Annotated in this window: 11 protein-coding genes; 3 read left to right on the forward strand and 8 right to left on the reverse strand. The window is 72.9% G+C overall.

Annotated features, from left to right (window positions below):
• Positions 1-112: 112 nt before the first annotated feature.
• Genes K8612_RS21290 through K8612_RS21300 form a run of 3 tightly spaced genes read right to left on the reverse strand, consistent with a single transcriptional unit; the run spans position 113 to position 3,894 of the window.
• Positions 113-691, reverse strand: coding sequence for an HMA2 domain-containing protein (locus tag K8612_RS21290; RefSeq protein WP_223763632.1), 579 nt, complete (start codon positions 689-691; stop codon positions 113-115).
• Between the two features lie 9 nt (positions 692-700).
• Positions 701-940, reverse strand: coding sequence for a hypothetical protein (locus K8612_RS21295; RefSeq protein WP_223763633.1), 240 nt, complete (start codon positions 938-940; stop codon positions 701-703).
• Positions 937-3,894: a cation-transporting P-type ATPase gene (locus tag K8612_RS21300; RefSeq protein WP_223763634.1), complete on the reverse strand. Its 2,958-nt coding sequence runs from the start codon at positions 3,892-3,894 to the stop codon at positions 937-939. The genes K8612_RS21295 and K8612_RS21300 overlap by 4 nt, the downstream gene beginning before the upstream one ends.
• Positions 3,895-4,106: 212 nt before the next feature.
• On the opposite strand from K8612_RS21300, the gene K8612_RS21305 reads away from it, so the two are divergent.
• On the forward strand, positions 4,107-4,520 hold the full coding sequence (locus K8612_RS21305; protein ID WP_223763635.1) for a hypothetical protein: 414 nt from the start codon (positions 4,107-4,109) through the stop codon (positions 4,518-4,520).
• Positions 4,521-4,768: 248 nt separating this feature from the next.
• Here K8612_RS21305 and K8612_RS21310 read toward each other — a convergent pair whose 3' ends face one another.
• The 3 genes from K8612_RS21310 to K8612_RS21320 form a co-directional block, all read right to left on the reverse strand.
• Positions 4,769-5,218 carry a hypothetical protein gene (locus K8612_RS21310; protein ID WP_223763636.1) on the reverse strand — a complete coding sequence of 150 codons (450 nt, stop codon included), beginning with the start codon at positions 5,216-5,218 and terminating at the stop codon, positions 4,769-4,771.
• A gap of 9 nt (positions 5,219-5,227) precedes the next feature.
• Positions 5,228-11,413 (reverse strand): FG-GAP-like repeat-containing protein, encoded by a 6,186-nt coding sequence (locus K8612_RS21315; protein ID WP_223763637.1) that lies wholly within the window; start codon positions 11,411-11,413, stop codon positions 5,228-5,230.
• A gap of 101 nt (positions 11,414-11,514) precedes the next feature.
• Positions 11,515-16,833 carry a hypothetical protein gene (locus K8612_RS21320; RefSeq protein WP_223763638.1) on the reverse strand — a complete coding sequence of 1,773 codons (5,319 nt, stop codon included), beginning with the start codon at positions 16,831-16,833 and terminating at the stop codon, positions 11,515-11,517.
• A 426-nt stretch (positions 16,834-17,259) separates the two neighbouring features.
• Between K8612_RS21320 and K8612_RS21325 the strand changes: the two genes are divergently transcribed.
• Positions 17,260-20,349 carry a kelch repeat-containing protein gene (locus tag K8612_RS21325; RefSeq protein ID WP_223763639.1) on the forward strand — a complete coding sequence of 1,030 codons (3,090 nt, stop codon included), beginning with the start codon at positions 17,260-17,262 and terminating at the stop codon, positions 20,347-20,349.
• 76 nt (positions 20,350-20,425) lie between these two features.
• Here the strand turns inward: K8612_RS21325 and K8612_RS21330 are convergent, their stop codons facing one another.
• Complete coding sequence (locus K8612_RS21330; protein ID WP_223743540.1) at positions 20,426-21,397, reverse strand: M91 family zinc metallopeptidase; 972 nt, start codon at positions 21,395-21,397, stop codon at positions 20,426-20,428.
• A gap of 185 nt (positions 21,398-21,582) precedes the next feature.
• Positions 21,583-22,395 carry a hypothetical protein gene (locus tag K8612_RS21335; protein ID WP_223763640.1) on the reverse strand — a complete coding sequence of 271 codons (813 nt, stop codon included), beginning with the start codon at positions 22,393-22,395 and terminating at the stop codon, positions 21,583-21,585.
• 176 nt (positions 22,396-22,571) lie between these two features.
• Between K8612_RS21335 and K8612_RS21340 the strand changes: the two genes are divergently transcribed.
• Positions 22,572-24,218 carry a choice-of-anchor D domain-containing protein gene (locus tag K8612_RS21340; RefSeq protein WP_223763641.1) on the forward strand — a complete coding sequence of 549 codons (1,647 nt, stop codon included), beginning with the start codon at positions 22,572-22,574 and terminating at the stop codon, positions 24,216-24,218.
• The last annotated feature ends 19 nt before the right edge of the window (positions 24,219-24,237 follow it).

Here is a 24,237-nt window from a genome sequence, read left to right on the forward strand (position 1 = left end):
TCATCGGACGTTCTCCAGGACGTTGAGGGCACCGCCACCGGGCACCAAGGCTCACCGGTTCGACCGCCGCGCTGGCTGGTGCCCCGCGGAAGGCCGCCGCCGGGAGCGGACCTCAGCCGGGCGTGTCTCCGCCGTCCTGGCGCACCTGGGCCTGGGTGTGCTGGATGGCCACCTTCTCCGTGCTGACGAAGGTGCGGAAGGCCCACCAGCCCAGGCTGAACCACGGAGGGGCGGCCAGCTTGCCCTTCATGGCCACCTCCACCGCGCCCGCCGCCGCGAAGCCCAGCGTCGCGAGCGCGCCCAGGTCCATGTGTCCCCCGGTGGCGCGCAGCACGTCCACGTTGACGCCCTTGAAGAACAGGCTGGCCGCTCGCGCCACGCCGCTGCCCTCCGCGAGGGAGCGCAGCAGGGCCGCCTCCTCGGGCGGGGGCGCCTCTCCGGGGTGCACCACCACGTCCACGCCCGTGCGCCGTCGCACCTCCGCCAGCAGGTGCCCGGTGTCCAGGTCCTGGGGATCGTGGATGCACAGCACGCTGCCGGTGTAGGGCCGCACCTGCACCTCGTGGACGCCCTCCACCCGCAGCAGGTCGTCCGCCAGCGAAGTGGCCTGCTTCGCGTCATGTCGCAGCCACGGCAGCCGCAGGCGCGTGCGCCCGGGAGACGTGTGGATGACGTAGATGATCCGAGGCATGCGCGCTCCCTAGGCCTGGGCCTCGCCCTCCGGCCGCGTCTGTTCGCTTCGCCGGGCCCGCGCCCTCGCCTCCGCCAGCAGGTCCTCGAGGTCCTCCTGCTTCATCGCGGTGCGCGCGGCCACCATGTCGACGAAGCGGTAGCCCGCGGTGGCCACCTCCACGAGCAGCGGCCGCAGGTGCCTGGCGACCAGCACCGTGCTCGCGCCCGCGCCGTAGCCCATGAGGAAGGAGGGGAGGTCGAACTTCATGAGGATGTCTCCAGGGAAGAGGTTGTGTCCGTCACCCGCCGCGTCCTGCGCACCACCTGGCCGCCCCACGCGGGCACCGCGCCCACCAGGGCCGGCAGGGCCAGCCCCGCCGCCAGTCCGCCGAACGTCAGCAGGGTGGGCGCCGGAAGACGCAGCACCCGCCGCAGCGGCGGGAGGGTGAGCGCCGCCGCGTGCATGGCCGCGGCCCCGCCGACGAAGACGGGGAGGCGCCACCCGCCGCCCTTGGAGACATTGCGCCGTGCCTCTCCAGGAGCGCGGCACACGGCCGAATAGCCGAGCTGCGCCGCGGTGAGCGTCCCGAACGCCAGCGGCGGGCCTCCCAGCGCCAGCCCCAGCCCGCCGACGCCCGCCAGCAGCGCCCCGTCGCGAACCACCCGCAGCGCCGCCGGCCGCGTGAGCAGCGGCATCCCGGGGGGCGCCGGGGGCCGGTCGAGGATGGCCGGGTCCCCCGGCTCCAGCGCCAGGGCGATCCCCGGCAGCGTGTCCGTGAGGAGGTTGAGCCACAGCAACTGCAGCGGCGAGAGCGGCTCCGGCAACCCCACCAGGCTCGCGCCTAGCACCAGCGCCATCTCCGAGAGGTTGGTCGCGAAGAGGAAGCGCAGCGCCCGGCGCAGGTTGTCCTGGACGATGCGGCCCTCGCCCACGGCGGACATGATGCTGCGCAGGTCCTCGCTGGCCATCACCACGTCCGCCACCGCGCGCGCCATGTCGCTGGAGCGCACGCCCACCGCCACGCCCACGTCCGCCGCCCGGAGCGCCGGGGCGTCGTTGATGCCGTCCCCCGCCATGGCGACGATGGCCCCCTGCGCGCGCAGGGCCTTCACCAGCTTCCGCTTGTCCTCCGGGGTCACGCGCGCCAGCACCGAGGTGCGGGCGAGCCCGTCCGCGAGCGCCTCGCCTGACAACCCGAGCAGCTCCGCCAGCTCATGCGGGGTGAGGGTGGTTCCCTCCAGGCCCACCTGCCGGGCGACGGCCTCGGCCGTGCGGGGCTGGTCTCCCGTCAACACCACCGTGCGGATGCCCGCGTGCCGCGCCTGCCGCACCGACTCCGCCGCGCCGTCACGGAGCGGGTCCCTCAGCCCCACGAAGCCGAGGAAGGTGTACCCGTCCGTCGGCGCGGGGCCGTCGTCCCGGGCGAGCCGCCGCCAGGCCAGCGCCAGCACGCGCAGCCCGTCCGCCGCCAGCGCGTCGTTGCGCCTCGCCAGCCGCTCCCGCCCCCGCGCGTCCAGCGGCCCGCGCGAGTCCCGCTCGCACATGCCCAGCACCTGCTCCGGCGCTCCCTTGATGAAGGCCACCGCGCCGTCGTCAGGCGCATGGTGGACGCTCAGCACGTAGTGGATGGCCTCGGAGCGCTCGCGAAGGTGGCGGCGGGGAAACGCGCGGCGCAGCGCGGCCCCGTCCAGCCCCACGGCGTGCGCGGCGGTCACCAGCGCCTTCTCCGTGGCGCTGCCGGACACCTCCAGCGTCTTGCCCCGGTGGTGGACGTCCACGTCGCTGTTGAGCAGGCCCAGCGCCAGCGCCAGTGTGGGCGGATCCTCCAGCACGGCCTGGGGCCGCGGGCGCAGCGCGGACAGCTCCAGGGGGCCATCGCCCATGTCCAGCACCTCCAGCCGCATCTCGTTGCGCGTGAGGGTGCCCGTCTTGTCCGCGCAGATGACGGTGACGCCTCCCAGCGCCTCGGCGGCGGACACGCGCCGCACCACCATGCCGCGCGCGTGCAGCCGCTGCATGGCGCGCACGAGCGCCGCGGTCGCCACCAGGGGCATGCCCTCCGGCAGCGCCGCCACGCCCAGCGCCACCGCGCCGCGCAGCACCTGGGGGCCGGAGCGGCCATGGGCCAGCCCCGCCAGGGCGGACAGCGTCGCCGCGCCCACGGAGGCCACCGCCACGCGCCGGTCCAACTGCCCCAGCTTGCGCGTCAGCGGCGTGGACGGCGCGGACTCCTGCGCCACCAGCTCCCGCACGTGCGCCATCTCCGTGTCCGCGCCCGTGGCCACCACCAGGGCGCGCCCATGTCCGGAGGCCACCGTCGTCCCCGCGAACAACAGCGACGCGCGCTCCGCCAGCGGCGCCTCCGCGTCCACCGGCGCGGCCTGCTTGGATTGCGGCTCGCTCTCGCCGGTGAGGAGCGCCTCGTCCGCGGAGAGCCGGTGCGCGTCCAGTACGCGCATGTCCGCGGGCAGCACGTCCCCGGCGCGCAGCAGCACCACGTCCCCGGGCACGAGCTCCGCCACGGGCACCGTGAGGAGGACGCCGCCGCGCAGCACCTGCGCCGAGCCCGCCTCCAGCTTCTGCCACGACGCGAGCAGCTCCTGGTTGCGGCGCTCGATGCGGTAGCCGATGCCCGCGTTGAGCCCCACCACCGTGAGGATGGCGGAGGCCTCCAGCCCGTCGCCCGCCAGCGCCGAGGCCCCCGCCGAGCCCAACAGCAGCACCGTGGGCACGGTGGCCAACTGCGAGCCCAGCATGGCCAGACGCGAGCGCGGCGCCTCCTCCTGCACGACGTTGGGGCCGAAGCGCCTGAGCCGCCGGGCCGCCTCCTCCGGGGAGAGTCCATGGTCCGTGCCGTCCAGCCGGGCCAGCACCGCGTCCACCGTCATCGCGTGCCACGCTGCCCGAGGCCCGCGCCGCGTGCCCTGTGTCGGGCGGGCCTTGCCCGGGGCGGGGGCGTGGGGGCTCGGGGCGTCAGGCTCCTGGCGCAGCCGGGCCAGCAGCGGGGCCTGGGGCGTGTAGCGCACCAGCAGCCGTCCGGTGCGGGGCTGCGCGCTCACCTCCTCGACGCCGGGCCAGGTGGCGAAGGTCCGCTCCAGCCGCTTGCCAAGGAAGGCGTTCCATTGCAGGTCGGGGACCTCCAGGCGCAGCCTGCGCGCCGCGGTCGAGTGGCGCACCACCCTTGCGGGCGCGCAATGCCCGTCCATGAGGAACACCACCATTCGCGACCCCCTGACCGGGCCTGGGAGACGTGGGGATGGGGGGCCGCCGGAACAAGGCGGCCCGGCGGGCCAGCGGAAGCCTCAGGGGTGACACCCGGGGGTGTGTTGTTGCAGCGCTCAACACCACCCCCTCCCTCCAGGGCAGCCCGGGGCCGCGTGGAGGGACCAATCCCAGACGCGTCGAGAGCAAGGCAATGGACGGGGTGCTCTTCATGAAGACACCTGTGTCGTTGTTCGTGAGCGCGGCGTTTGCCCTTGCCCCTGGAGCCGTGCTCGCCCAGGAGCGCGAGACCGAGCTGCTCGGCGGCAGGCCTCCCCCCACGGGCACCGGGATGCTCGTCACCGGCAGCATCTTGACCGGCGTGGGCGCGGTCAACCTGCTCTCGTCGCCTCTCTGCAAGACGAGCCTGGTTCCTCGCGACACGCAGGATGTCTGTCTTGGGTCCTCCCTGGTGATTGGCGGCGTCCTCGCGGCCGTGGGGCTCCCGCTCCTGTTCGTGGGCATCAGCCGCCACAACGACTACGTCGAATGGAAGCGGCGACACCGCGCCCTCTCGCTGCTCACCGACGTGGGCGTCGCGCCGGCTCCAGGGGGCGCCGCGCTCACGTGGAGCGCCTCGTTCTGAAGAGGGGCCCGGGGGCTCGACCGGAGCGGCGGCGCCTGACGGCCTCGGGAGTCCGGGCGAGGTGGAGCATCTGGTAGAGGCTCAGCAGCACCATCGTCACCGCGCGGGACGCGTCCGGGGCAGGGGATGTTTCAGCCTCCGCGTCCCTCGGGACCTGGGGAAGCCAGGACTCTTCCCGGGTGCGGGCATGTTAGCCGTTTGGATTTCCACCGGGCCCCTCCATTCCTGCCGGAGGGGCCCGGTCCTGCTCACATCCCCGGGACGGCCCTTCGGAACTCCCGCAGGGTCATCTCCAGGTCGCCTCGCGCCGCGTCTCCCTTGGGGAGGGCACTCTCGGGCCGGGCCATGAAGGACTCCACGCCCTCCAGGACGGCGCGGCACAGCTCGTCGGACTCGACCTCGCCCAGCGACGCCGTGCCGCACTGGATGGCGATGCGGCCCTTCTTGCCGCGCTTGAAGCGCAGGCTGAACGACGAGTCAGCCCCCACGAAGAGGTGCTCCTTCGCGCCGCCCGCCACCACCGCCTGGAGCCCGTCGAGCAGCCCCACGAACGAGACGGCGAGCATCATGGCCTGGTCCGGGGACCTGCCCTTGGAGGTGCAGGTCCCCGCGTCGCTCGTGAAGGTCATGTGCCCCAGGTCGAAGCCCGAGCGGCCGGGGTCCTGCGCGTCGAGCCATTCACACTCCAGTCGGAACATGTCGGTGCCTCACGGGGTGGCCGGCGGGGTGCCGGCGGGAGTGGGGACATGGTTGGTCGTTCCCCGGACCGGGAACGCCGAGATGACCCGGTTGCCGTCGTCCGAGTCCACGATGACACGGATGAGGTCCTTCTGGCCGTTGACGGTCGTCTTCATCTCGAAGGTCTGCAATTGCGTGCGGGGGTTCGACTTGCGCGTCCCGTACTTGACGACGTCCTCGGCCGCCTTGGAGATCTGCTGACGCGTGGTCCCCGGCGCGAAGAGGTCGCCGTGCCCGGCGGGATGGTTGCCCGTCACGTGGCGCGCGTCGATGTGGATCCACCCCTCCTTCAGGTTGCCATCATCGATGCGCGGCTTGTCCCGGTGGGGTGAGCGCCCGCCGCCGCCTCCTCCGCCGCCTCCTCCGGGCGCGGGGTTGTCGCTTCCGCCGCCCTTCTTCTGGAGCGCCATGAAGCGGGAGGTGGCGTTGGCGATGTGGGCGGTGCCGTTGACGCCCACGACCACCGCGCCCGCCATCATCGCGGAGCCCGCGGCGACCGCTCCCAGGCTGACGCCCGCCGTGGCCGGCGTGCCCACCACACCCGCCACCGCCAGCGCTCCGCCCGCGCCGCCCATCGCGTCGGCGAGGACGAGCTGGGCGATGCCGCCCACCAGCTCACCGGCGATCTGCCCGTACTGGTTCTCGATGGGCAGGTCCACGGGGAGCCGCGGAGCCCCCACCGACTGCGCCAGCCCGGACAGGAAGCCCACGCCGAACTCCCGCGCCTTGGCGGCGAACTCGGCGTCCTTGCCATCCGGGTCCCAGTAGAGGACGGGGTTCTGGCGCACGTACTGGTAGGGATTGAGGTCCCAGGGCGCCAGGAGGAAGTCCTCGTCGGGCGCCTTCACCGGCGGATCCGGCGTCAGCCATTGGGCCATCTCCGGCGCCAGCCAGCGGGCGCCGTGGTCACTCCAGCCGGTGTGCGCGTCCGTCAGCTTGTTGAGGGTGTTGAGCGGCTCCTGCTGGTGGTCCACGTTGCCCACCACGCCGCCGCCGCCCACCAGCTCCCGGTACGCGTCGATGGGCGCGCCGAAGGGCTCGTAGCGCCGCTCCTCGAAGACGCTGCCGTCCGCGCGGGTGATCAGCGCGGGGCCCGCGGACACGCCGGTGTGGAAGTAGAGCGTGCTCGCCACCTCCACCAGCGCCGCGTGCTGGAGCGCCCGCTGGGAGGCCCTCACGCCCGGCTCGCACGCGGCCCCCAGCAGGGCCACCGCCACCAGTCCCGCCACCAGCCGGGGCCCTCGCGTCCGCGTGGACGCGCGCGGCAGGAACACCGACAGCAGCAGGAGCACCAGCGCGCCCGCCACCGTCCCCGTGAGGCCCCGGGCCACCGCGCCGTCGAGCGCCGCGCCCCGGGGGCCGCCGAAGTCCGCCAGCGGGCCGGTCGCGCCCGTCGCGGTCTGCGTGATGCGCGCCAGCGTCCGGTCCCCCAGCTTCACGTAGCGCTCGCGCGTCGTCGGCGTGCGCTGGGTGAGCTGGGGCGAGAACCAGTATTGGGTCTCCCCCGCGGCGCCCTGGGTCAGGGTGCGCTGGCCGTCATAGCCGTAGCCGTGCTGGACCAGGGCCGGCGTGCCGCCCGGGCCGGGCATCGTCACGCCGACCAGTTGATCCAGCCCGTTGTACTCCAGCGTGCGCGCGCCCTGACGCACCACGCGCCCCGCCGCGTCGTAGTCCAGCAGCGTGTCGCCGCCAGGGGACTCCACGCGGGTGAGCTGGCGGGGCCCGAAGCCCCGCTCGCCGTGGTGGTAGGTGCCCGTCAGCAGGCCCAGCGCCCTGGGTCCGGTGGCCTGGCGCTGGAGCAGGTTCTGCAGGCCGTCGTAGGCGTAGTCGAAGCGGAAGGAGTCGGGGCCCTGCTTGAGCATCCCGTTCGGCAGCAGCTCGGCGCCGATGACGGCGTCCGTGAGGCGGGCCGCCGCGTCGTAGTTGAAGATGGCCGAGTGGTTGAGGCCCACCCCGTCCACGTCGCTCACCGTGGCGGGCGCGCCGTAGGCGTTGCGCGTCAGCGTCACGTCATAGAGGGCCGCGCCGGTGCCGCGCAGCGTCTGGACCCGCGAGGCCAGGCCCATGGCGTCGCGCTGGTACGACTGGCGCACGCCGTTGCCGTAGCGCTCCTCCATCACGCGGCCCGCCGCGTCCAGCGTCAGCGCCTCCCAGTAGCTGCCCGCCCGCACGGGCCGGCCCGCGGCGTCGTAGGCGTTGTCCACGCGCACGCCGTCCACCGTGGTGGCCAGCGTCAGCCCGGAGGGGCTGAAGACGGTGGACTCCTCGGAGGACAGGCCGTCGATGATCCGGCGCCGCGCCACCACCCGGCCGGCGGCGTCGTAGGTGAAGTGCACCGAGCCGCGCGGCTCCTCCACCCACGCGAGCCGGCTGGTGGTGCGGCCCGTGGTGCCGCCGTCCTGCGCGACGTCGTAGTGGTAGACGAAGGCGCTGCCGTCCTCGCCCTCGGTGCGCACCAGGCGCCCCGCGTCGTCGTAGATGAACTGGCGCGTCTGGTTCGCGCCGTTCGTGTGGTGCGTCAGCCGGCCGCTGTCGGTGTAGCGCAGGATGCGCTGCCCGATGTCCGGATCATTCGCCGCCACCAGCCGGCCCAGCGTGTCGTAGGTGAAGGCGTGGGTGGCCGCGCCGCCCTGCAGGCTCACGGTGAGCAGCCGGTCGGCGGCGTCGTAGGCGGCGTCCACCGCCTCCAGCACCGTGCCCACCTGCCGCTCCGTGCGCAGGATGCGGCCCAGGCCGTCGCGGCGGGTCGTCACCGGCGCCAGGTCCTGGACGGACTCGGTGGCCTCGAAGGCGCGGTAGGCCATGCTCCGCAGCGCCAGCGTGGGCAGCGTCTGGGTGAGAGGCCGGCCCAGGGCGTCGTGGGTCAGCACCTGGCCCACGGCGCTGGTGGGGCGCGCTGTCGGCAGCGCGCCGTCCGCGTGGAAGCTGTCGGCCGCGTACACCACCAGGCCCCGGGCGTCGCGCTCGCGCCAGCCGGAGACGATCCACCGGTCCGCGCTCAGGCGCGTGGCCGAGTACAGCTCCTCGCCCAGGCCGTTGGTCACGGCCACCGTCTCACGCCAGGGGCCGCCGTCCTGCCACGCCCCCGTCCAACTGCCGGCCAGCGCGTCCTCGGCCCCGTCGAAGGAATAGGTGTACGTCCGGGGCCGCGGCGCGGACCAGTCGTAGACGAAGCGCAGGTGCGGGGGCTGGGTGCCCAGCGCCAGCGTCGAGGGCCGCCCCAGGCTGTCGTAGCTCAGGTGGGTGGTGGCGCCCGTGGGGTCGGTCATCGTCGTGGGGCGCCCCACGACGTCGTCCCACGTCATGCCCCAGGACAGCGTCTGCCCCGCCTGCGGGCTGATGCGCTCCTCGGTGGGGTACAGGTGGTGGCTGTCGTAGCTGAGCTCGCGCCAGCTCCCCAGGGAGTAGGTGCGCACCGGGTTGTCCCAGGCGTCGTACTCCGTGGCGGAGCGCAGCACCCAGCGCGGGTTCGTGGCGTCCGCGAGGAAGCCGTGCGTCTCACGCGCCAGCCGGCCCGCGCGGCAGGCCGCCGGGTCCGTCCAGGTGAACACCTGCGTGGCGTCGCCGTAGAAGTTGCGGGTGTGCGCCACCAGCGTGCCGTCCACCTCGCGCACCTGCTCCTCGCACAGCACGTCCTGCACCCACAGCGTGTCGTCGCTGGCCCAGACGCGCGTCGTGAAGCGCTCGTCGCCTTCCAGGTCCAGCCGCCCGAAGCGCTCCTCCCGGATGGGGCGCACGCGGGCGTCGTAGGCATACGTCGTCTTCGTCACCAGCGGCGAGCTGACGCCTTCATGGTGCAGCGTGCGCTGCTCCAGCAGCGCGGCCCGGCGCAGCAGCGCCGTGTCCGGCAGGCCCTCCACCGGCCGCGCCTCGTACTCGGACGTCTCCACGGTGAAGAGCTGCCCCGTGCCGTCCTGGGTGCGCACCTCCAGGGGCGCGCCGCGCAGCGCGCGGTCCATCCCCAGGCCCGCGTGGTAGCGCGTCTCCTGGTACAGCGTCGTCGCCGGGGTGGCGCCCGGCGTCGTCATGCCGCCCACCAGGAAGCCGCCGAAGCGCCGCTCCTGGCCGTCCCAGAAGCCGTCCCGCACGGTGTACTCCACCGCGCGCACGGGGCCTCCCGCGCCGGGGTCCACCTCCACGCGCACCGGCACCGGCACGGACACCGGCAGCTTGCGCGTCCACGGGTCCGGCGTGGACTCCGCGGCCACGGAGAGCTGCGCGCTGGACGCGTACTGGAGCGTCACCGTCTTGCCCAGGCCGTTGTCCAGCCCCACCAGCATGCCCGCCGTCGTGGGGCCCGCCAGGTCCATGGCCCACATGCCGGTGGGGCCGCTCCACACCACGTCCTCGCTGCCGTTGCCGTTGACGTCCGCCAGCGCCACCACCGTGGACGCGCCGTCCGCGGACGGAGGCACCAGCCGCGTGGCCGTGGCCTCCACGCCGCCGCCCGCCTTGCCCCGGTACCAGTGCACGTAGCCGCCCAGCACGTGCACCAGGTCCATCAGCCCGTCGCGGTCCAGGTCCGCGAGCTTCACGTTGGCCGTGTTGGTGCCGTCCCCCCACGGGTAGGTGAAGCTGCCCGCCGCGGCGAAGGTGCCGTCCCCCCGGCCCAGGTAGACCTTGTAGCTCCCGGTGAGGAGCTGGACGACGTCCGCCAGCCCGTCGCCGTTCACCTCGTGGAAGCGCGCGTTGGGGCCGGGCAGCAGCGCGACCCCGTCCACCGCCGGCCGGCTCACCGCCGCGTTGAGGCAGGGCGTCTGCGTGGCGGGAGCGCCCGGGCAGCTCACCCGGTTCCAGCGCACGGACAGGGACTCGCTGCCCGTGCGCACCACGTCCACGCGGCCGTCGCCGTTGAGGTCCGCGAGGAAGGTGCTGGTGCTGAAGAGGGCCAGCGCGTCCGTGCCGTGCCACTTGGAGGCCGTGCTGCCCAGCGACTCACCCTGGAGGGTGTTCACCTGCCAGGCCTCGGAGAAGCTGCGCACCAGCTCCGGCTTGGAGTCCCCGTCCACGTCCAGGAAGCGCGCGCTGGAGAGCTGCGCGCCGGAGGCCCCCGCGAGCGTGCGCGCCGGCCCGAAGCCCGCGCCCGTGCCCTTGCGCCACTGGTGCCCGGAGGTGCCCAGCCGCACCAGGTCCGCCATGCCGTCGCCGTCGACGTCCAGGAAGCTGGTGCCCGTCGTGCTGAGCAGCCACCCGGAGGCGGGCTCCACCTGCACGGAGGTGGGCTCCTGCGCGGGCGCGTACTGGAACGTCAGCGTGGGCAACTGCCCCACGCTCCCGCGCCCCAGCATCGTCACCCGCTCCAGCCGGCTCAGGGCCCGGGACTGCTCGTAGCCCAGCGAGTACACGCGCAGCACCTCGCCGAAGGCGTGCACGCGCACCTGGGACAGCCGCTGCGCCGTCTGGACCGCGAAGCCCGTGCGGTAGCTCACCGTCACGTCCGGGCGGGGCTCATGGATGAACTCCGCGCGGAACGCCGTGCCGGGGCCCCACTTCACCTCCGACAGGTACTGCTGCCCCTGGTGCTGGGTGTACTGGAACGTCACGACCTGGCCGTTGGGGTGGAGGACCTCCTCCACGAACCACCCCGCCACGCGCGCGCCGTCCGCCTGGCGCCCCGCCGCGGTGATGCCCAACCGGAAGCGCACGCCGCCGCTCTCCGTGACGGCGTAGCCGTCGCCGTCGCGCTCCACCTTGATGCTGTGGCCCTGTCCCTCCACGCGCCACGTGCCGTCCGGCAGCGCCACCAGCCGGCCACCGCCGCCCACGCCCAGCAGCTCCAGCTCGTCCGCCGCGGTGTACGCGGGCACGCCCTGGCGCGTGGCGCGCCGGATGGAGGCCTGGGGCAGCGCCCAGCCGACGCCCAGGGGGCCGTTGCCCAGCTCCCCTGAGTACGCCAGCGACAGCTTCGGCCCGAAGCCGGCGATGCCCTCCGGCAGCTCCAGCGGCACGCGGTAGCCCAACTGCCCGCTGAACACGTTCACGCTGGGGCTGTCCGCGAGCCCCCGCACGCTGCCGGGCCCGTCCGGCAGCTTCACCGTCTGCGCGGTGGCGGCGCCCGGAGCGGGATCTCCCGCCCCCCACGCCGGAACGCCCAGGAGCAGGGCGCCCAGCGCCGTGCTCCATCCTATGAATGACCTGCTGCGCCGCCCGTGCATGGACAGCCCCCTCTTCCTTGCGATGTGTGGGATTCCGACGTGATGGACAAAGACAGACACCCCTCCCGCGCCAGGCGGGCGCGGGAGGGGGTGAGACGGCTTCAGGGATAGACGTGCGTGGTGGCGGCGGAGACCTGCTCGAAGCGCAGGTACACGTCCGTGATGCCATCCAGCGGGAAGTGCGTGTCCACGCCGTCCCGCGTCAGCAGGTTCACCCAGGGGAAGATGACCTCGTATTCCCCATAGAGGCCCCGGCCCTTCCACTCGGTGGAGCCGTCACCCGAGGGGGTCTGCTGGAAGGTCACCACGTTCTGTCCCGTGGCGGCGGCCACGCTGACCGGCGTGAAGGTGGCCTCCTCGCCCGGGCGGGCGGTGCCGGTGTACCCGCCGCTGCGCAGCGACGGGCGCAACGACCGCGTCTGCAGGCCCGGGTGGTCCGGGTCGCACAGGTGGCTGGAGAACGTGTTGCGCTTGCGCAGGATGAGCGGCGCCAGCCCGCGCGTGTTGAGCCACGTCTCCAGCCGGTCATCGCCCACCAGGTGCGCGTGCACCGTCCACACCTTCTCCCCGCAGCGGATGGCGTTGGGGCCCAGGCCGTCGCGCAGCGCGAAGCGCAGGCCCTGGCCCAGGTAGCGGCCGTTGTCGTCGTACACCGCGCTCTCCGGCGACAGCAGCCGGCGGGTGAAGCGCTCCTGCTTCGTCAGGCTGCGGTCCCCGGGCACGGTGGCCACCTGGTCCTCCAGCTTGAGCACCCCCGAGCGCAGCGCCACCACGAAGGACTGCGCCTCCACGTCCCGGCCGTAGACGGTCTTGTCCAGCACCGCGAAGCTGTAGGCGTTGAGCGCGCCCAGCAGTTGCAGCGGGCCTTGCGCCGCCAGGATGGCGCCCAGGGCGGGGGAGCTCTGCTGCTTCTCGTACTCCAGGGCCCGCGCGAAGAGGTACGACAGCCGCTTCGCGGTGGCGAAGGTGTCGCGCGCCGAGGTCAGCTTCTCGTGCAGCCAGAAGTCGTGCGAGAAGAGCGGCACCTGGCGGTCCTGCTCGCGCGCGACGACCTGGTCGCCCTCCATGAGCAACTGGCGCACCCGTCCCTCCAGGCCCTCCAACTGGAGCAGCGCCGCGTCCACGCTCGTCTCCACCTGGTCCACCTGGAGCGCCGCGGTGTGGATGCCCACCGCGTACATGTTGGACTCCGCGTAGCACTGGCGCACGTTCGACTGGAGCTGGAGCGCCTCCATCTGCGCGCGGTGGGTGTTCTCCGCCTGGGAGATGCGCTCGCTGATGCGGATGGCCTCGTCCTTGTACCGGTTCTCCGCGGCTCCCCCCAGGAGCTTGAAGCTGCCCCAGACGGCCCCGAAGAGGCCCCCTTGCGCGAACGCGCCGATGATGCCGTCCGCCTTGCTGTTGAGGTCGCTGAGGTTGTTCACGCGCCGGTCCACGCGCGCCTTCTGGGCGATGAGGTCGTGCATCTGCTGCTCGAAGGCCGCGCTCAGCGCCAGTTGCGTGTTGGTGTCCTCCTGGAGGAGCGCGCAGCGCTGACGCGCGACGCGCAGCCGCTCCTGGGCGTCCGCCCACTGCGACTGGGCCACCTGGACGCTCTGGTTCGCGCCGATGAGGGTGAGCACCGCGGCGCCCATGTCCCCCCGGTAGCAACTGCTCTCCAGCTTGTAGCCCAGGCTGGAGGCGGTGGGCAGTTGGCTGCCCGCCGTGCCCAGCTCCTGGAGGCACGCGGTGTTCGCGGAGGTGAGCGCGTCCGGGGACAGGTCCTTCGTCGGCAGCGGCGGCCCGTACAGCTTCGCCACGGGCAGCGTGACGCCGCTCCAGGACACCACGCCCGAGCCCGCCGCCACGGTGACGTCCGCGTAGTGCTCCACCAGGGTGCGGACCGCCGCGTCGGTGTAGTCGGTGGGGGAGGCCACCAGCTTGCGCCAGGTGCACAGGGTGAAGCGCGCGTGCTCGGTCTTCACGCGGGAGTGCACCACCGCCGCGGGCTGCTGGCACTCGGGCTTCACGAAGCAGGTGGCGGGGCTCAGCGGCTGGGCCGTGCGCGCCGGGTCGAAGCGCTCGAGCACGTTCTCGGAGGCCACGTCCGTCAGCCCGCACATCTGCACGATGGGGGCGCCGTACTGGCGCTGGAGCTCCAGGACGCGCTGGTCCTTCATGCTGCCCTGGAAGGCCTCCTGCACCTCGCCGTTGCGCAGGTTCACCCAGGCCACCTCCGCCTGCACCTTGGCGGCCACCGCCGTCTCCACCGCGCCCTTCGCGTTGGCGTGCAGGTACGTGGAGCTGCCGAAGTAGCGCTCGATGGGGCCCGTGGGCGTGGCGCCGAAGGCGATGGGCGCCTCGTCCAGGGGCATGCCGTAGGGCGTGCAGTCCGTGAGCGCGCGCAGCTTCTCATAGGACTGGCGGCGCACGGCCTCCAGCTCCGCCTGCGCGTCGCGCCAGCGCACCTCCCAGGACAGCTCCCCCAGGCCCATGGCGGGCGTGCACGCGGCGCGCTCCTTCGCGTACGCGGAGCGGGCCATGGCCTCCACCAGCACCTCGTAGCGCAGGGTGCGCCCGAAGCGCGCCAGGGCCAGGTCGCGCGTGGAGCCCGCGGACACCGGGCCGCAGGAGGCCAGCGTGGTGCGCGCGGTGGCGTCCAGGTCCTCGTTGAGCAGGCGCAGGTGCGCCGTCAGCCCCTCCAGCATCAGCGCGGGCAGCCCCGCCGTCGCGTCGTGCTGCGGCTGGGCGCCGGGCAGGGGGGCCAGGTCGCCGGCCGGGAAGTCGTAGCGCGTGCCCTGGGCGATGGCGTCCTGCAACTGCGCGTCGTCCACCAGGAAGTCCCACGCGGCCAGCCGGGTGCCGACCGCGCCGGACACCTTCTGGCGGAACGGGGGGACGAGCGAGAAGTCCTGGAAGCCGATGTCCTCCGTCGCGGGCGCCACGGACGCGCCGCCCGCGTCCAGCCGCCTCCAGTCCGTGCCCCGGTCCACCACCGCGAAGGCCAGGGCGCCGGTGGTGCGCGGCACGCTCCACGTCCAGGTGGCGACGGTGCTGCCCGTCAGCCCCTTCTTGCGCGCGGCCACCGCGGTGAGCTCCCACGCGTCCGTGCGGTCCAGGCACTTCACCTGGAGCGAGCGCGGTGCGCTGGCGACGCCGTCCGCCGCATAGGACGCGAACGCCAGCTCCACGGGCGTGGTGGTGCTGGTGCAGCCGGCCGCGAGCGACGGGGTGTGGAAGAAGAACGTGCTCTTCGCGCGGTTCCAGCGCGCGCCGGGGCCCCGGTCCTGCACGGACACCTGGGAGGCGTTGACCGTCCAGGACGCCACCGGCGGGGGCGGCAGCCGGTAGTCGGGGTTGAGCAGGCTGCATGTGCGGGCCGCGTCATTGCCCGGCACGAGCGACGCGTAGGCGTTGTCCAGCAGCAGGTCCCAGCCCTTCTCGAAGCGCTCCATCAGCGCGGGCACGGAGTCCCAGTCGGACGGCGGCGTCTCGTTGAGGAAGGCGGACAGCTCGCGCTGCTGCACCACCTGCTGGGCCACGTAGCCGTGCGTGGCGATCCACTGCTGGAACAGGCGCCACGCCAGGCGCTGGTCGCGGCTGGTGGACTCCCGGGCGCTCAGGTGGAGCGCGCCGTAGAAGCGCGCCAGGTTGAAGCAGCGCCCCGGGGTGATGCGGCTCGTGGAGGACAGGCTGGAGCGCTGGGTGAGGACCGCGTAGCGGGTGCCGAAGCGGTTGGCGAACCAGGGGCCCGCGGCCAGGCTGGGGCCGGACACCACCGGGCGCTTCAGGTCCGCCATGCACTCGGAGAGCATCTCCATGTCGGTGAGGCGGTCCGGGTTCTTCAGGCCGTTGGTGTCCGGGTAGCGGTCCCAGGTGTTGAGCAGCTCGGCCTGGTAGGGCAGGCCGCCGTTGGCGCAGACGAAGTCGCCGGAGCGCTCGCGCACCAGGCCCTGCGCCGCCGCCACGGTGGCGGCGGCCGGAAAGCCGCTCACGTCCTGGGGGCTGGAGGGGTTGCCCTGGTGGCAGAGGATGCCGCGCGCCAGCCGCGAGGGCGTCAGCGTGGCGTCCAGGGCCAGGTACTCGGTGAGCTTGCTGGAGGCCTCCTGGTCCCAGGCGGCGCGCTCCTCGCTGACGACGGTGTTGGTGGGCGTGGTCGCGCTGACGCCGGACCACGTGCGCACGCCGGGCACGCACACGCCCAGGTCCGGCTCGCACACCTCGCCGGTGGCGCACGCGGAGGCGGGGCACGCGGTGAGGGGCAGGTCGCTCACCCCCGTGGCGGTCTCCACGCGCAGGCGGGACAGTTGGTAGCGCGCGCTCACGCCCCAGGTGCTGCTCACCGGGCGGGGCAGGCGCACGGTGAAGGCGCCGGACAGCCGGGGGCTGGAGGCGCCCGAGCCGTCATACCCGCCCTCCACGTCCACGGTGACGGCGTCCGCCGTGCTGGAGCCGGAGGAGGAGGGCAGCCACTCCTCGCCGTGGCGGTTCGTGCCGGCGCTCAGGCGCAGCTTCCCGGACGGGGACAGGGTGCGCGACGCGTCGTACAGGTACAGGTGGGTGTCGTTGGCGAAGCCGCGCACCGGCAGGACGATGGGGTCCGTGCCCGCGTCCGCGGAGGCGTCCAGCGCCAGCGTCACCGTGCCGTGGAAGGGCCGCACGCCGCCCACGCCCGGCGAGGACTCCAGGAGCTCCGCGTCCACGCGGGTGCGCCGGGGCGTGCCCTGGGCGGCCTCCAGCGTGACGTACCAGCGAGACAGCGTGGTGTCGGAGCGCGGCCGCACGTCCACGTTCACCGTGGCGCGCTTGCCCGTGCCGAAGTCGCTGAACGTCCACGTGCTCACGGTGCACTCGCTGGCGAAGACCGTCGCCGGCGCGTCGCCCGCGTTGCACGCCACCTCCATGCCCGGGCCGCCCACCACGCGCACCGGCTGGTTCGCCGCCTTGGCGGCCTCCGTCGCGTTCAGCGCCGCCACGCCCACCACCAGGCGCTGCGCCGTGAAGGGCGCGCTCGGGGCGGGCGCGGAGAAGGTCAGCGCGCCGGGGGTGACGTCCACGCGCGGCAGCGTCCCGGGCAGCTCCAGCGGCGCCTCGGAGCCCTCTGAAGCGCAGCGGCCCTCGCAATCACAGACCTGGCCCGTGGAGCAGCCGGTGCCCGCCGGGCCTCCCGCCAGGCAACTCCAATCACACTGGCCCGTGCTCTCATTGCAGAAGGACCCCTGCGGGCAGTCCTCGTCATAGGTGCACGCGCGCGCGGTCAGCGGAGACTTGAGCGACTGGAGCAGGGCGTTGTTGCGCTCGTCGCAGGTGGTCTCCAGCGCCTGCCGGGACAGGCGCACGGGGGTGTCTTCGGGGACATCGGGAGGGGCGTCGGGGACGCCGCAGGCCGTGGCCCACAGCAACCCCAGCACGCCCGGGGCGCACCAGCGGAACGAACGCATTTCGGAGGACTCCGGAAGAAGAGGCAATGACTTGCACCCGTCATACGGAGGGTGGCTCCGGCGCTGGTCGTGCCAGGCCCTTCGCGCGAATCCTTGGACCAGGAGCGCCGGGCCCTTGCGTATCAGCGCCAGGAATCCAAGGAGGCGCCTCGCCGCGAGTCCATGCGCGCGCCGCGCCCTCCTTCAAAGGAGCAAGGAATGCAACGCAATGTGAGCGCGGGGCGCGGCCTGGCCCTGGCCGTGTTGATATGTCTGGCGTGGGGATGTGACTCCGCCCCGGCCAGCGCCTCCCGTCCCAGGTTGCCCTCCCACGCGGGCCGCCTGTCGCGCGAGGCGCTCGGCGGGGCAGGGGAGCTCTCGCGAGCGGAGCAACCGCTGGTCTCGGCCCCTCCGTCCACGGCGCACCAGTGGAGCACCACGGCCAGCATGAGCATGGCGCGCACGGGCCTGGCGATGGCGCGGCTGCCGGATGGCAGGGTGCTCGCCAGCGGCGGCTGCGGGGCGACCACGTGCACGGCCTCGGCGGAGCTGTACGACCCGGCCACGGGCACCTGGACGGCCACGGGCGCCATGCTGCGCATGCGCGCGGGGCACAAGCTGGTGGCGCTCCAGGACGGCCGGGTGCTGGCCCTGGGCGGCGTCTGGTGGCCGCTGGGGCACTGGGGAGGCGGTGACACCGACACGGAGCTCTACAACCCGGCCACGGGCACCTGGTCCTTCGCGGGCACCCTGTCGCACGGGCGCGACTCCTTCACCGTCACGCTCCTGGACAACGGCCGTGTGCTGGTGGTGGGCGGGGAGTGGGCCTACTCGCCCGACGAGACGGTGGAGGAGTTCAACCCCACCGCCCCCAGCGACATCGCCTGGACCCAGGTCGCGAGCCTGCCGGGAGGACGCTACGCCCACAGCACCACGAAGCTGCCGGACGGCAGCGTGCTGGTGGTGGGCGGCACGGACGGCGACGGGCTGATCCGCGACGACGCCCAGCGCTACCACCCCTCGACGGGCACCTGGACGGCCGCGCCGGGCCTGCTCCAGGGGCGCTACGGCCACAGCGCCGTGGCGCTGTCCAACGGCCGGGTGATGGTGTTCGGCGGCTGGGTCTGGGGCTGGAACGAGTGGGGGGAGGAGACGCAGATCCCCGCGGACAGCGTGGACGTCTTCGACCCGGCGACGGGGACGTGGCGCTGGGGCAACCCGCTCGCGCTGCGCAGCGAGGGCATCGCCGTGCCGCTGCCGGGCGGCCAGGTGCTGGTGGCGAGCGGCCACCACAACTTCGATTACACGGTGACCGCCCACGCGGAGGCGTGGTCCTGGACGATGGGGCCCAGCGCGGCCGGCACGTCGATGCAGCGCTCGGGAGCGGCGGCGGTCCTCCTGTTGGACGGGCGCGTGCTGGTGGCGGGCGGCTATCGCAACGGCGCGCTCGCGGCGTGCGAGCTGTTCACGCCCGCCAGCAGCTTCGGGCCGGCGGTGCGGGACTGGGTCTACGGCGCGCACCCCCTGCGCCGTTCGCGCGCGCAGGCTTCGGCCGTGGTGCTGCCCTCCGGGAAGGTTCTGGTCGCGGGCGGCCTGTCGAATGAGGATCACCTCGCGTCCGCGGAGCTGTACGACCCGGCCACGGGCACCTGGGAGCTCACGGGCGCCATGGCGACGCGCCGCTCGAAGCCCACGCTGGTGCTCCTGTCCACGGGCAAGGTGCTGGCGGTGGGCGGCGCCAACGAGGAGGCCCTGCACACGGCGGAGCTGTACGACCCCGCCGTGGGGACGTGGACCGCCGTGCCCGACCCGGTCGTGGGGCGCACGGAGGCCACGGTGACGGCGCTGCCGTCCGGCCACCTGCTGGTGACGGGCGGCCAGACGCTGGCGGGCGTCACGGTGAACACCGTGGAGCGGGTGGATCCGCTCACCGGGACGCGCACGGTCCTGGGCGGCCTCCAGAAGGTCCGGCGCGGCCACCAGGCGCTGCTGCTGCCCTCGGGCCGGGTCGCGGTGTGGGGCGGCACCCGGCCGGACAACAACCAGGAGACCCAGGCCGAGCTGTACGACCCTGCCACGGGCACCTCGTCCGCCGCGGGCACCGTCCCCGTCTGGGGCTCGGAGGGCGTGGCGCTGCGCTCGGCCACGGTGCTGCTGACCGGAGGCACCTCGGCCTCCGGAGTGGTGGCGCCGATGCTGTGGAACCCGGTGACGGGCACCCTGAGCCCCGCGGGCACGCTGGCCGAGCCTCGGGTCCAGCACCGCGCGCTGTTGCTCCCCGATGGCCGCGTCCTCGTGGTGGGCGGCTACGCCCCGACCACCTTCGGCGCCGTGCTGGACAGCGCGGAGCTGTACGACCCCGCCACGAACACGTGGAGCGCCGCGGGGAAGCTGGGCACGCGGCGGTCGCTCTTCACCGCGGTGACGCTGGCGAGCGGCCAGCCGCTGATCATCGGCGGAGCGAGCGCCGCGCGCGTCCTGGACTCGGCGGAGCTGCTGCCCCTGGGCGCCTGGCGGACCGTGCAGCCCCTCACCACGGCGCGCTATTCGCACACGGCGACGCGCCTGGGCTCCGGCAAGGTGCTGGTCGCGGGAGGCATCCGTGACTCCTCGAGCGCGCTGGCGACGGCGGAGGAGTACGACCCAACGGCCGACACCTGGAGCCCGACCCCCGCGATGCCGGTGGCCCGCTTCAGCCACACCGCCGTGTCGCTGGACGGCAACCGGGTGATGGTCACCGGCGGCATGGCGTCCACGGACGTGGTGCTGGCCTCCTCGCTCATCTACGACGCCACGGCCAGGACGTGGGCTGGCACGAGCGCCATGTCCGCGCCGCGCCTCCTGCACACCGCGACGCGGTTGCCCGACGGAAAGGTGCTGGTGGTGGGCGGGCACGACGGCATCAATGTCTTCGCCTCCGCGGAGCTGTACGACCCGGCCACGGACCTCTGGACGTCCACGGGGGCGCTCGCGAACGCGCGCTTCGGCCACACGGCCACGCTGCTCGCCAACGGCAAGGTGCTGGTGGTGGGAGGCCAGGACGTGGATCCGGTGCTGGGCTACCCCGTCCCCATGGCCACGGCGGAGCTGTACGACCCGGCGACGAACACCTGGAGCGCCGCGGGAGCCCTGGCGTCCCCGCGCGCCTTCCACGCGGTGGTGTCGCTGCCCACGGGCGCGGTGCTCGTCTCCGGCGGTCACGACGGGGCGGACTACACGGCGACGGCGGAGCGGTACGACCCGGTGACGAACACCTGGAGCGTCACGGGAGCCATGGGCACCCCGCGAGACGGCCACGCGCTGCACCTGCTGTCCTCCGGCAAGGTGCTGGCCCTGGGCGGCTACGACGGCATGGCGCTGACGCGGGTCACGGAGCTGTACGACCCGGCCACCGGCACCTGGACGCCGACGGGCCTGCTGTCCACCCCGCGCTACAACCAGGCGACCACCGCGCTGGCCACGGGAGACATCCTGGTCGCGGGTGGCTACCTCAGCCCCAGCGCGCAGAACGCCACGGTGGAGCTGTACCGCCCGTGACGTGAAACAGGGCTCACCGCCTCCTTCAACGGGGCGGTGAGCCCTTCGGTGCACCGGAGCCCAAGGCCCCGGTGTCTCACTTCTCCAGGTCGCCGACGATCTTCTGGAAGGGCGACGGCTGGCCGGACAGCTTCTGGAAGAAGTTCCGGGCGTCGGTGCCCTGGTCGTAGTTCTGGAAGGCCACGTCGTTGCTGTTCTTCCCGTCGGGCTTCAGGCCCGAGTAGTCCTGGCGGGCGGGCAGGCCGTGCTCGGCGCGGATGGCGTTCTCGGACGGGGCCCAGTTGTTCCGCGTGTGCGGCGTGGGGCGCAGGCCAACGGTCTCGAACTCCTCCGTGAGGCGGAGGCGGTTGTCGACGGTGTCCTTCATGTTGGCCGAGTGCGACGGGTACTGCTTGAAGACGTCCGCGTCGCTGTGCTTGCTGGCGGCCAGGGGGCTCACCTGGAGGCCGTTGGACGCGCGCCAGGCGTGGACCGACTCGTGGCCCAGGCTGTTGAAGCGCGGGCCGGAGGCCGTCTCGTCGTACTTCACGTCGCTGGCCGTGCCGGCGCCGGGCTGGCCGTCGTAGCGGTACGCCGGGCGGGTGGACGACAGGGTGCCGTCATTGCGCGGCACATGCGAGTTGGGCATCGCCGAGTTGCGGCCCGAGTAGATGTCCATCGCCGTCAGCGGCTGGCGCAGCGTGCCCGTGGCGCCGGGGTTCACGGCCTGGGTGCGGCCGTTGATGTCGTTCAGCATCTGGTTGCCCACGGGCTTGCTCGTGAGGCGGTTGGTGGACGTGCGCACGTCCTGCGTGAAGTCCGCGAACTGCGCGCCGGACTGGCCGCTGTCACGCCGGGTCCGGATGCCCTGGAGCTTGGGGTCCACCACGCCGTAGTCGGTGGGCTTGAGGTTGTTCTTGCCCGCCTGCAGCTCCGCGGGCGAGGCGATGGGCTTCGGCTTCGCGGTCTCCGGCTTCGCGGGCAGGCTGTCGCTGCGCGGGCGGGACGTGGGGGCGCTGGAGCCGAACGACGAAGAGGGCTTGGAGAACGAAGAGGAGCGCAGCTTCATGGGAGGGCCTCGGGAGTGGAGTGCGGCGACGGACCACCCCTACTGCACCCCGCGTGCCCACCGTTTCACCGCCCCGGTGGGCACGCGCCCCTCCTGGTTCCAGGGGGTTGCGTCAGGCGAAGGCCGCGGCCCTGGTGACTGGAGTCAGGGGCCTGATGTCTGGAGACATCAGGCGGGGAGCCCGCCTACTGGCACGACGCCGGATACGACGGAGTGATGACCGTCTGCCCCGACTCGTTGACGGTCAGGACGGAGCCCTCCGTGGCGCCGGTCACGGCCTTCGCCGTGGCGGTGAAGCCCGTCGTTCCGTTCAGCGTGACCCTGTAGATGAACCGGCAGCCGCCCACCCAGGACGCATCCGGGACGGCCGCGCGGGTGCCATCCGAGCACCCCTCCGGCACGAAGCCGATCACCGGCAGGTGGGTGGAGTACTGATCCTTCTCCGCGAAGTACGACTGCTCGGACACGTGGATGGCGGTCAGGTTGCGTCGGGCCTCGCGCAGTTGGGCCTCGCAGGTGAAGGACTGCGGCGGCAGGCACTCCGCGGAGTCCACGTAGCGGCGCACCCCCTGTCGCTCCAGCCAGAAGAGGCGGCCGGAGACGGGGTGGGTGCCAATCTGGAGGGTGATGCCCGCGGACGCCGTCCCCGCCACGCCCTGCGCCACCGCGGTGAAGCCCGGAGTGGGATTCGGCGTGATGCCCGTGACCTTGTAGGAGAAGTTGCACCCGGACACCCAGCCCGCGCCCGGCACGGGAGCGCGGCTGCCGTTCGGGCACGCCGCGGGGGCGAAGCCGGCGCTGGCGAGGTTCAGGGTGAAGACATCATTCACTCCGAAGTAATCCGACTCCGCCGCGAAGAGCGAGCGCATCTCGCGGATGGCTTCGCACTCTACCGTGCCGCAGTCCACTGGCGTCCCCACGTCCGCCAGGGCGGTCGCGGAGAAGCCTGACATTCCCACGCACAGGACGGACAGCCACTGCTTCAGGTTCTGCTTCATGCGGTGTGAGCTCCATTTCGGGAAACAGGCGCGCCTTGGACAAGCGTACCCGGTCACCGGTTCCCCGGGAGCGGCTTTAGCCATCCATGACAGGCGCCGCGTCGCGGTCGTGCCAGGCCGGGAGTTCAGGCCATGGCTTGTCATGGTGCCTGGGACTTGGCTAGAAGCCCGCTCCCATGTTCCGAAAGTCTTTGACCCTGGTGCTGCTCCTCGGCGCACCCATCCTCTTCGGCGCGTGCTCCGACGAGCCCGCCCTCATCATCGACCGGAAGTCGTTCGACTTCGGGGACCTGGAGGTGGGGGAGGCCACGGCCGAGCAGCTCTTCACGGTGCGCAACGCTTCGCCTCACGACGTGGCGTCGGTGGGGGTTTCCGTCGAGGGCTCCGACGCCTTCGCCATCACCTCCAACACCTGTGAGAAGTACCTGGCCGCGGGGATGGAGTGTGAGGTTCGCGTGCGGTACGCGCCGCGCCTGGGCGGCACGCACTCCGCCAGCCTCAAGGTCGCGGGGGCGCCCTCGGCGGAGCGGACGGAGCTCCAGGGCACCGCCTTCGCGTGGGTGGACGTGACGTCCCTGCCGCCGGGCACCCGCATCGTGGCGGGGGATGACTCCTTCACGTGTACCCAGCCGTGCAGGCACGCGGTGCGCACGGCGGAGCTGACCCTGTATGTCAATCCAGAAGGGTTCCCGACGTGGAGCGCGGCCTGCGCCAGCGCGCCGCGCAGCGGCTGCCTGCTCCGCATGGATGCGTCGAAGGTCGTCGCCCTGAATGCGTGGTTGCCCCTCTATCAATGGGAGGTGCGGCGCAGCCGTCCCCCCATGGCGATCGCGCCGCTGCCCTACGGCAATATCGTCGTGCTGGACAGCATGGGCGTGACGTCGTTGGACGGCGCCGGGCAGGAGCGCTGGTCATTGACCGTGCCCGGCACGGCAAGGCTGGTCGTCACCAGCGACGGGGCCATCTCGCTGCTGCGCTACGACGGTACGGTGACCCAGTACGACAGCGAGGGGCGGCCGCGGTGGACGTACAGCGCCCAGGGGATCCGGAGCGGTGAGTTCATGACGGCGGACACCCTCGGTAACACCTACGTGCTGCTGACCCAGGGGAACGAGAACACCGCTGTGGTGATGAAGCTCATCGCGCTGTCACGCGAGGGCGTCGAGCTGTGGAGCACCGTCATCAATGAAGGCCCGATCAACTATCCCTCGGGCCTGGGGGTCATGGGTGACGGGAGCCATGTCTATGTGGTGGGCGGCGTTTACAAGCGGGGCGCCACGCCACAGGAACTGGTGTTCGAGAAGAACTTCACCCAGAAGCTCACCCCCGCTGGGGTTGCGCTGTGGACGAAGCCAGCCTCCCCGGGCGGCGTGTCCTTCACCCCCTCGGGTGAGATGCTCTTCGTCTTCAGCAACTACTCGCCCCCTGGAGGCGTCGTGGCCTCGTGGAGTGACTCCGACGGCGACGTGCTGTGGGAGTCACAGACTCGACCCGAGAAGGGGCCGGGCGTGGTCGACACGTACGCTGCTCCTCCCAATTTCAACACCGTCCCCAGGCTGCTCCTTGGCGGGCACGAGCTGCTCCCCGGCACGAACACCTACGGCCGGGGCTGGTTCGCCGATATGGGTGACAGGACGAAGCTGGCTCCCGGGTCCATCACGTACATCGAGTCTCCGTACGGCAATGGGGCCTGGGTCAGCAGCGTCGTCTATTCCTTCCCCGCGCGTCACGTGGTGGTGGGCGGCGGCTTCGGCAGCCACGTGGAACCGGTGGAGGGCTTCATCCGCCTGTACGACCCCCTCACGCTCACGTTGGAGCGCTGACGCGTCCGGTCCGCTACGG

It is taken from the genome of Corallococcus sp. AS-1-6, assembly GCF_020037015.1.
Lineage (GTDB): Bacteria > Myxococcota > Myxococcia > Myxococcales > Myxococcaceae > Corallococcus.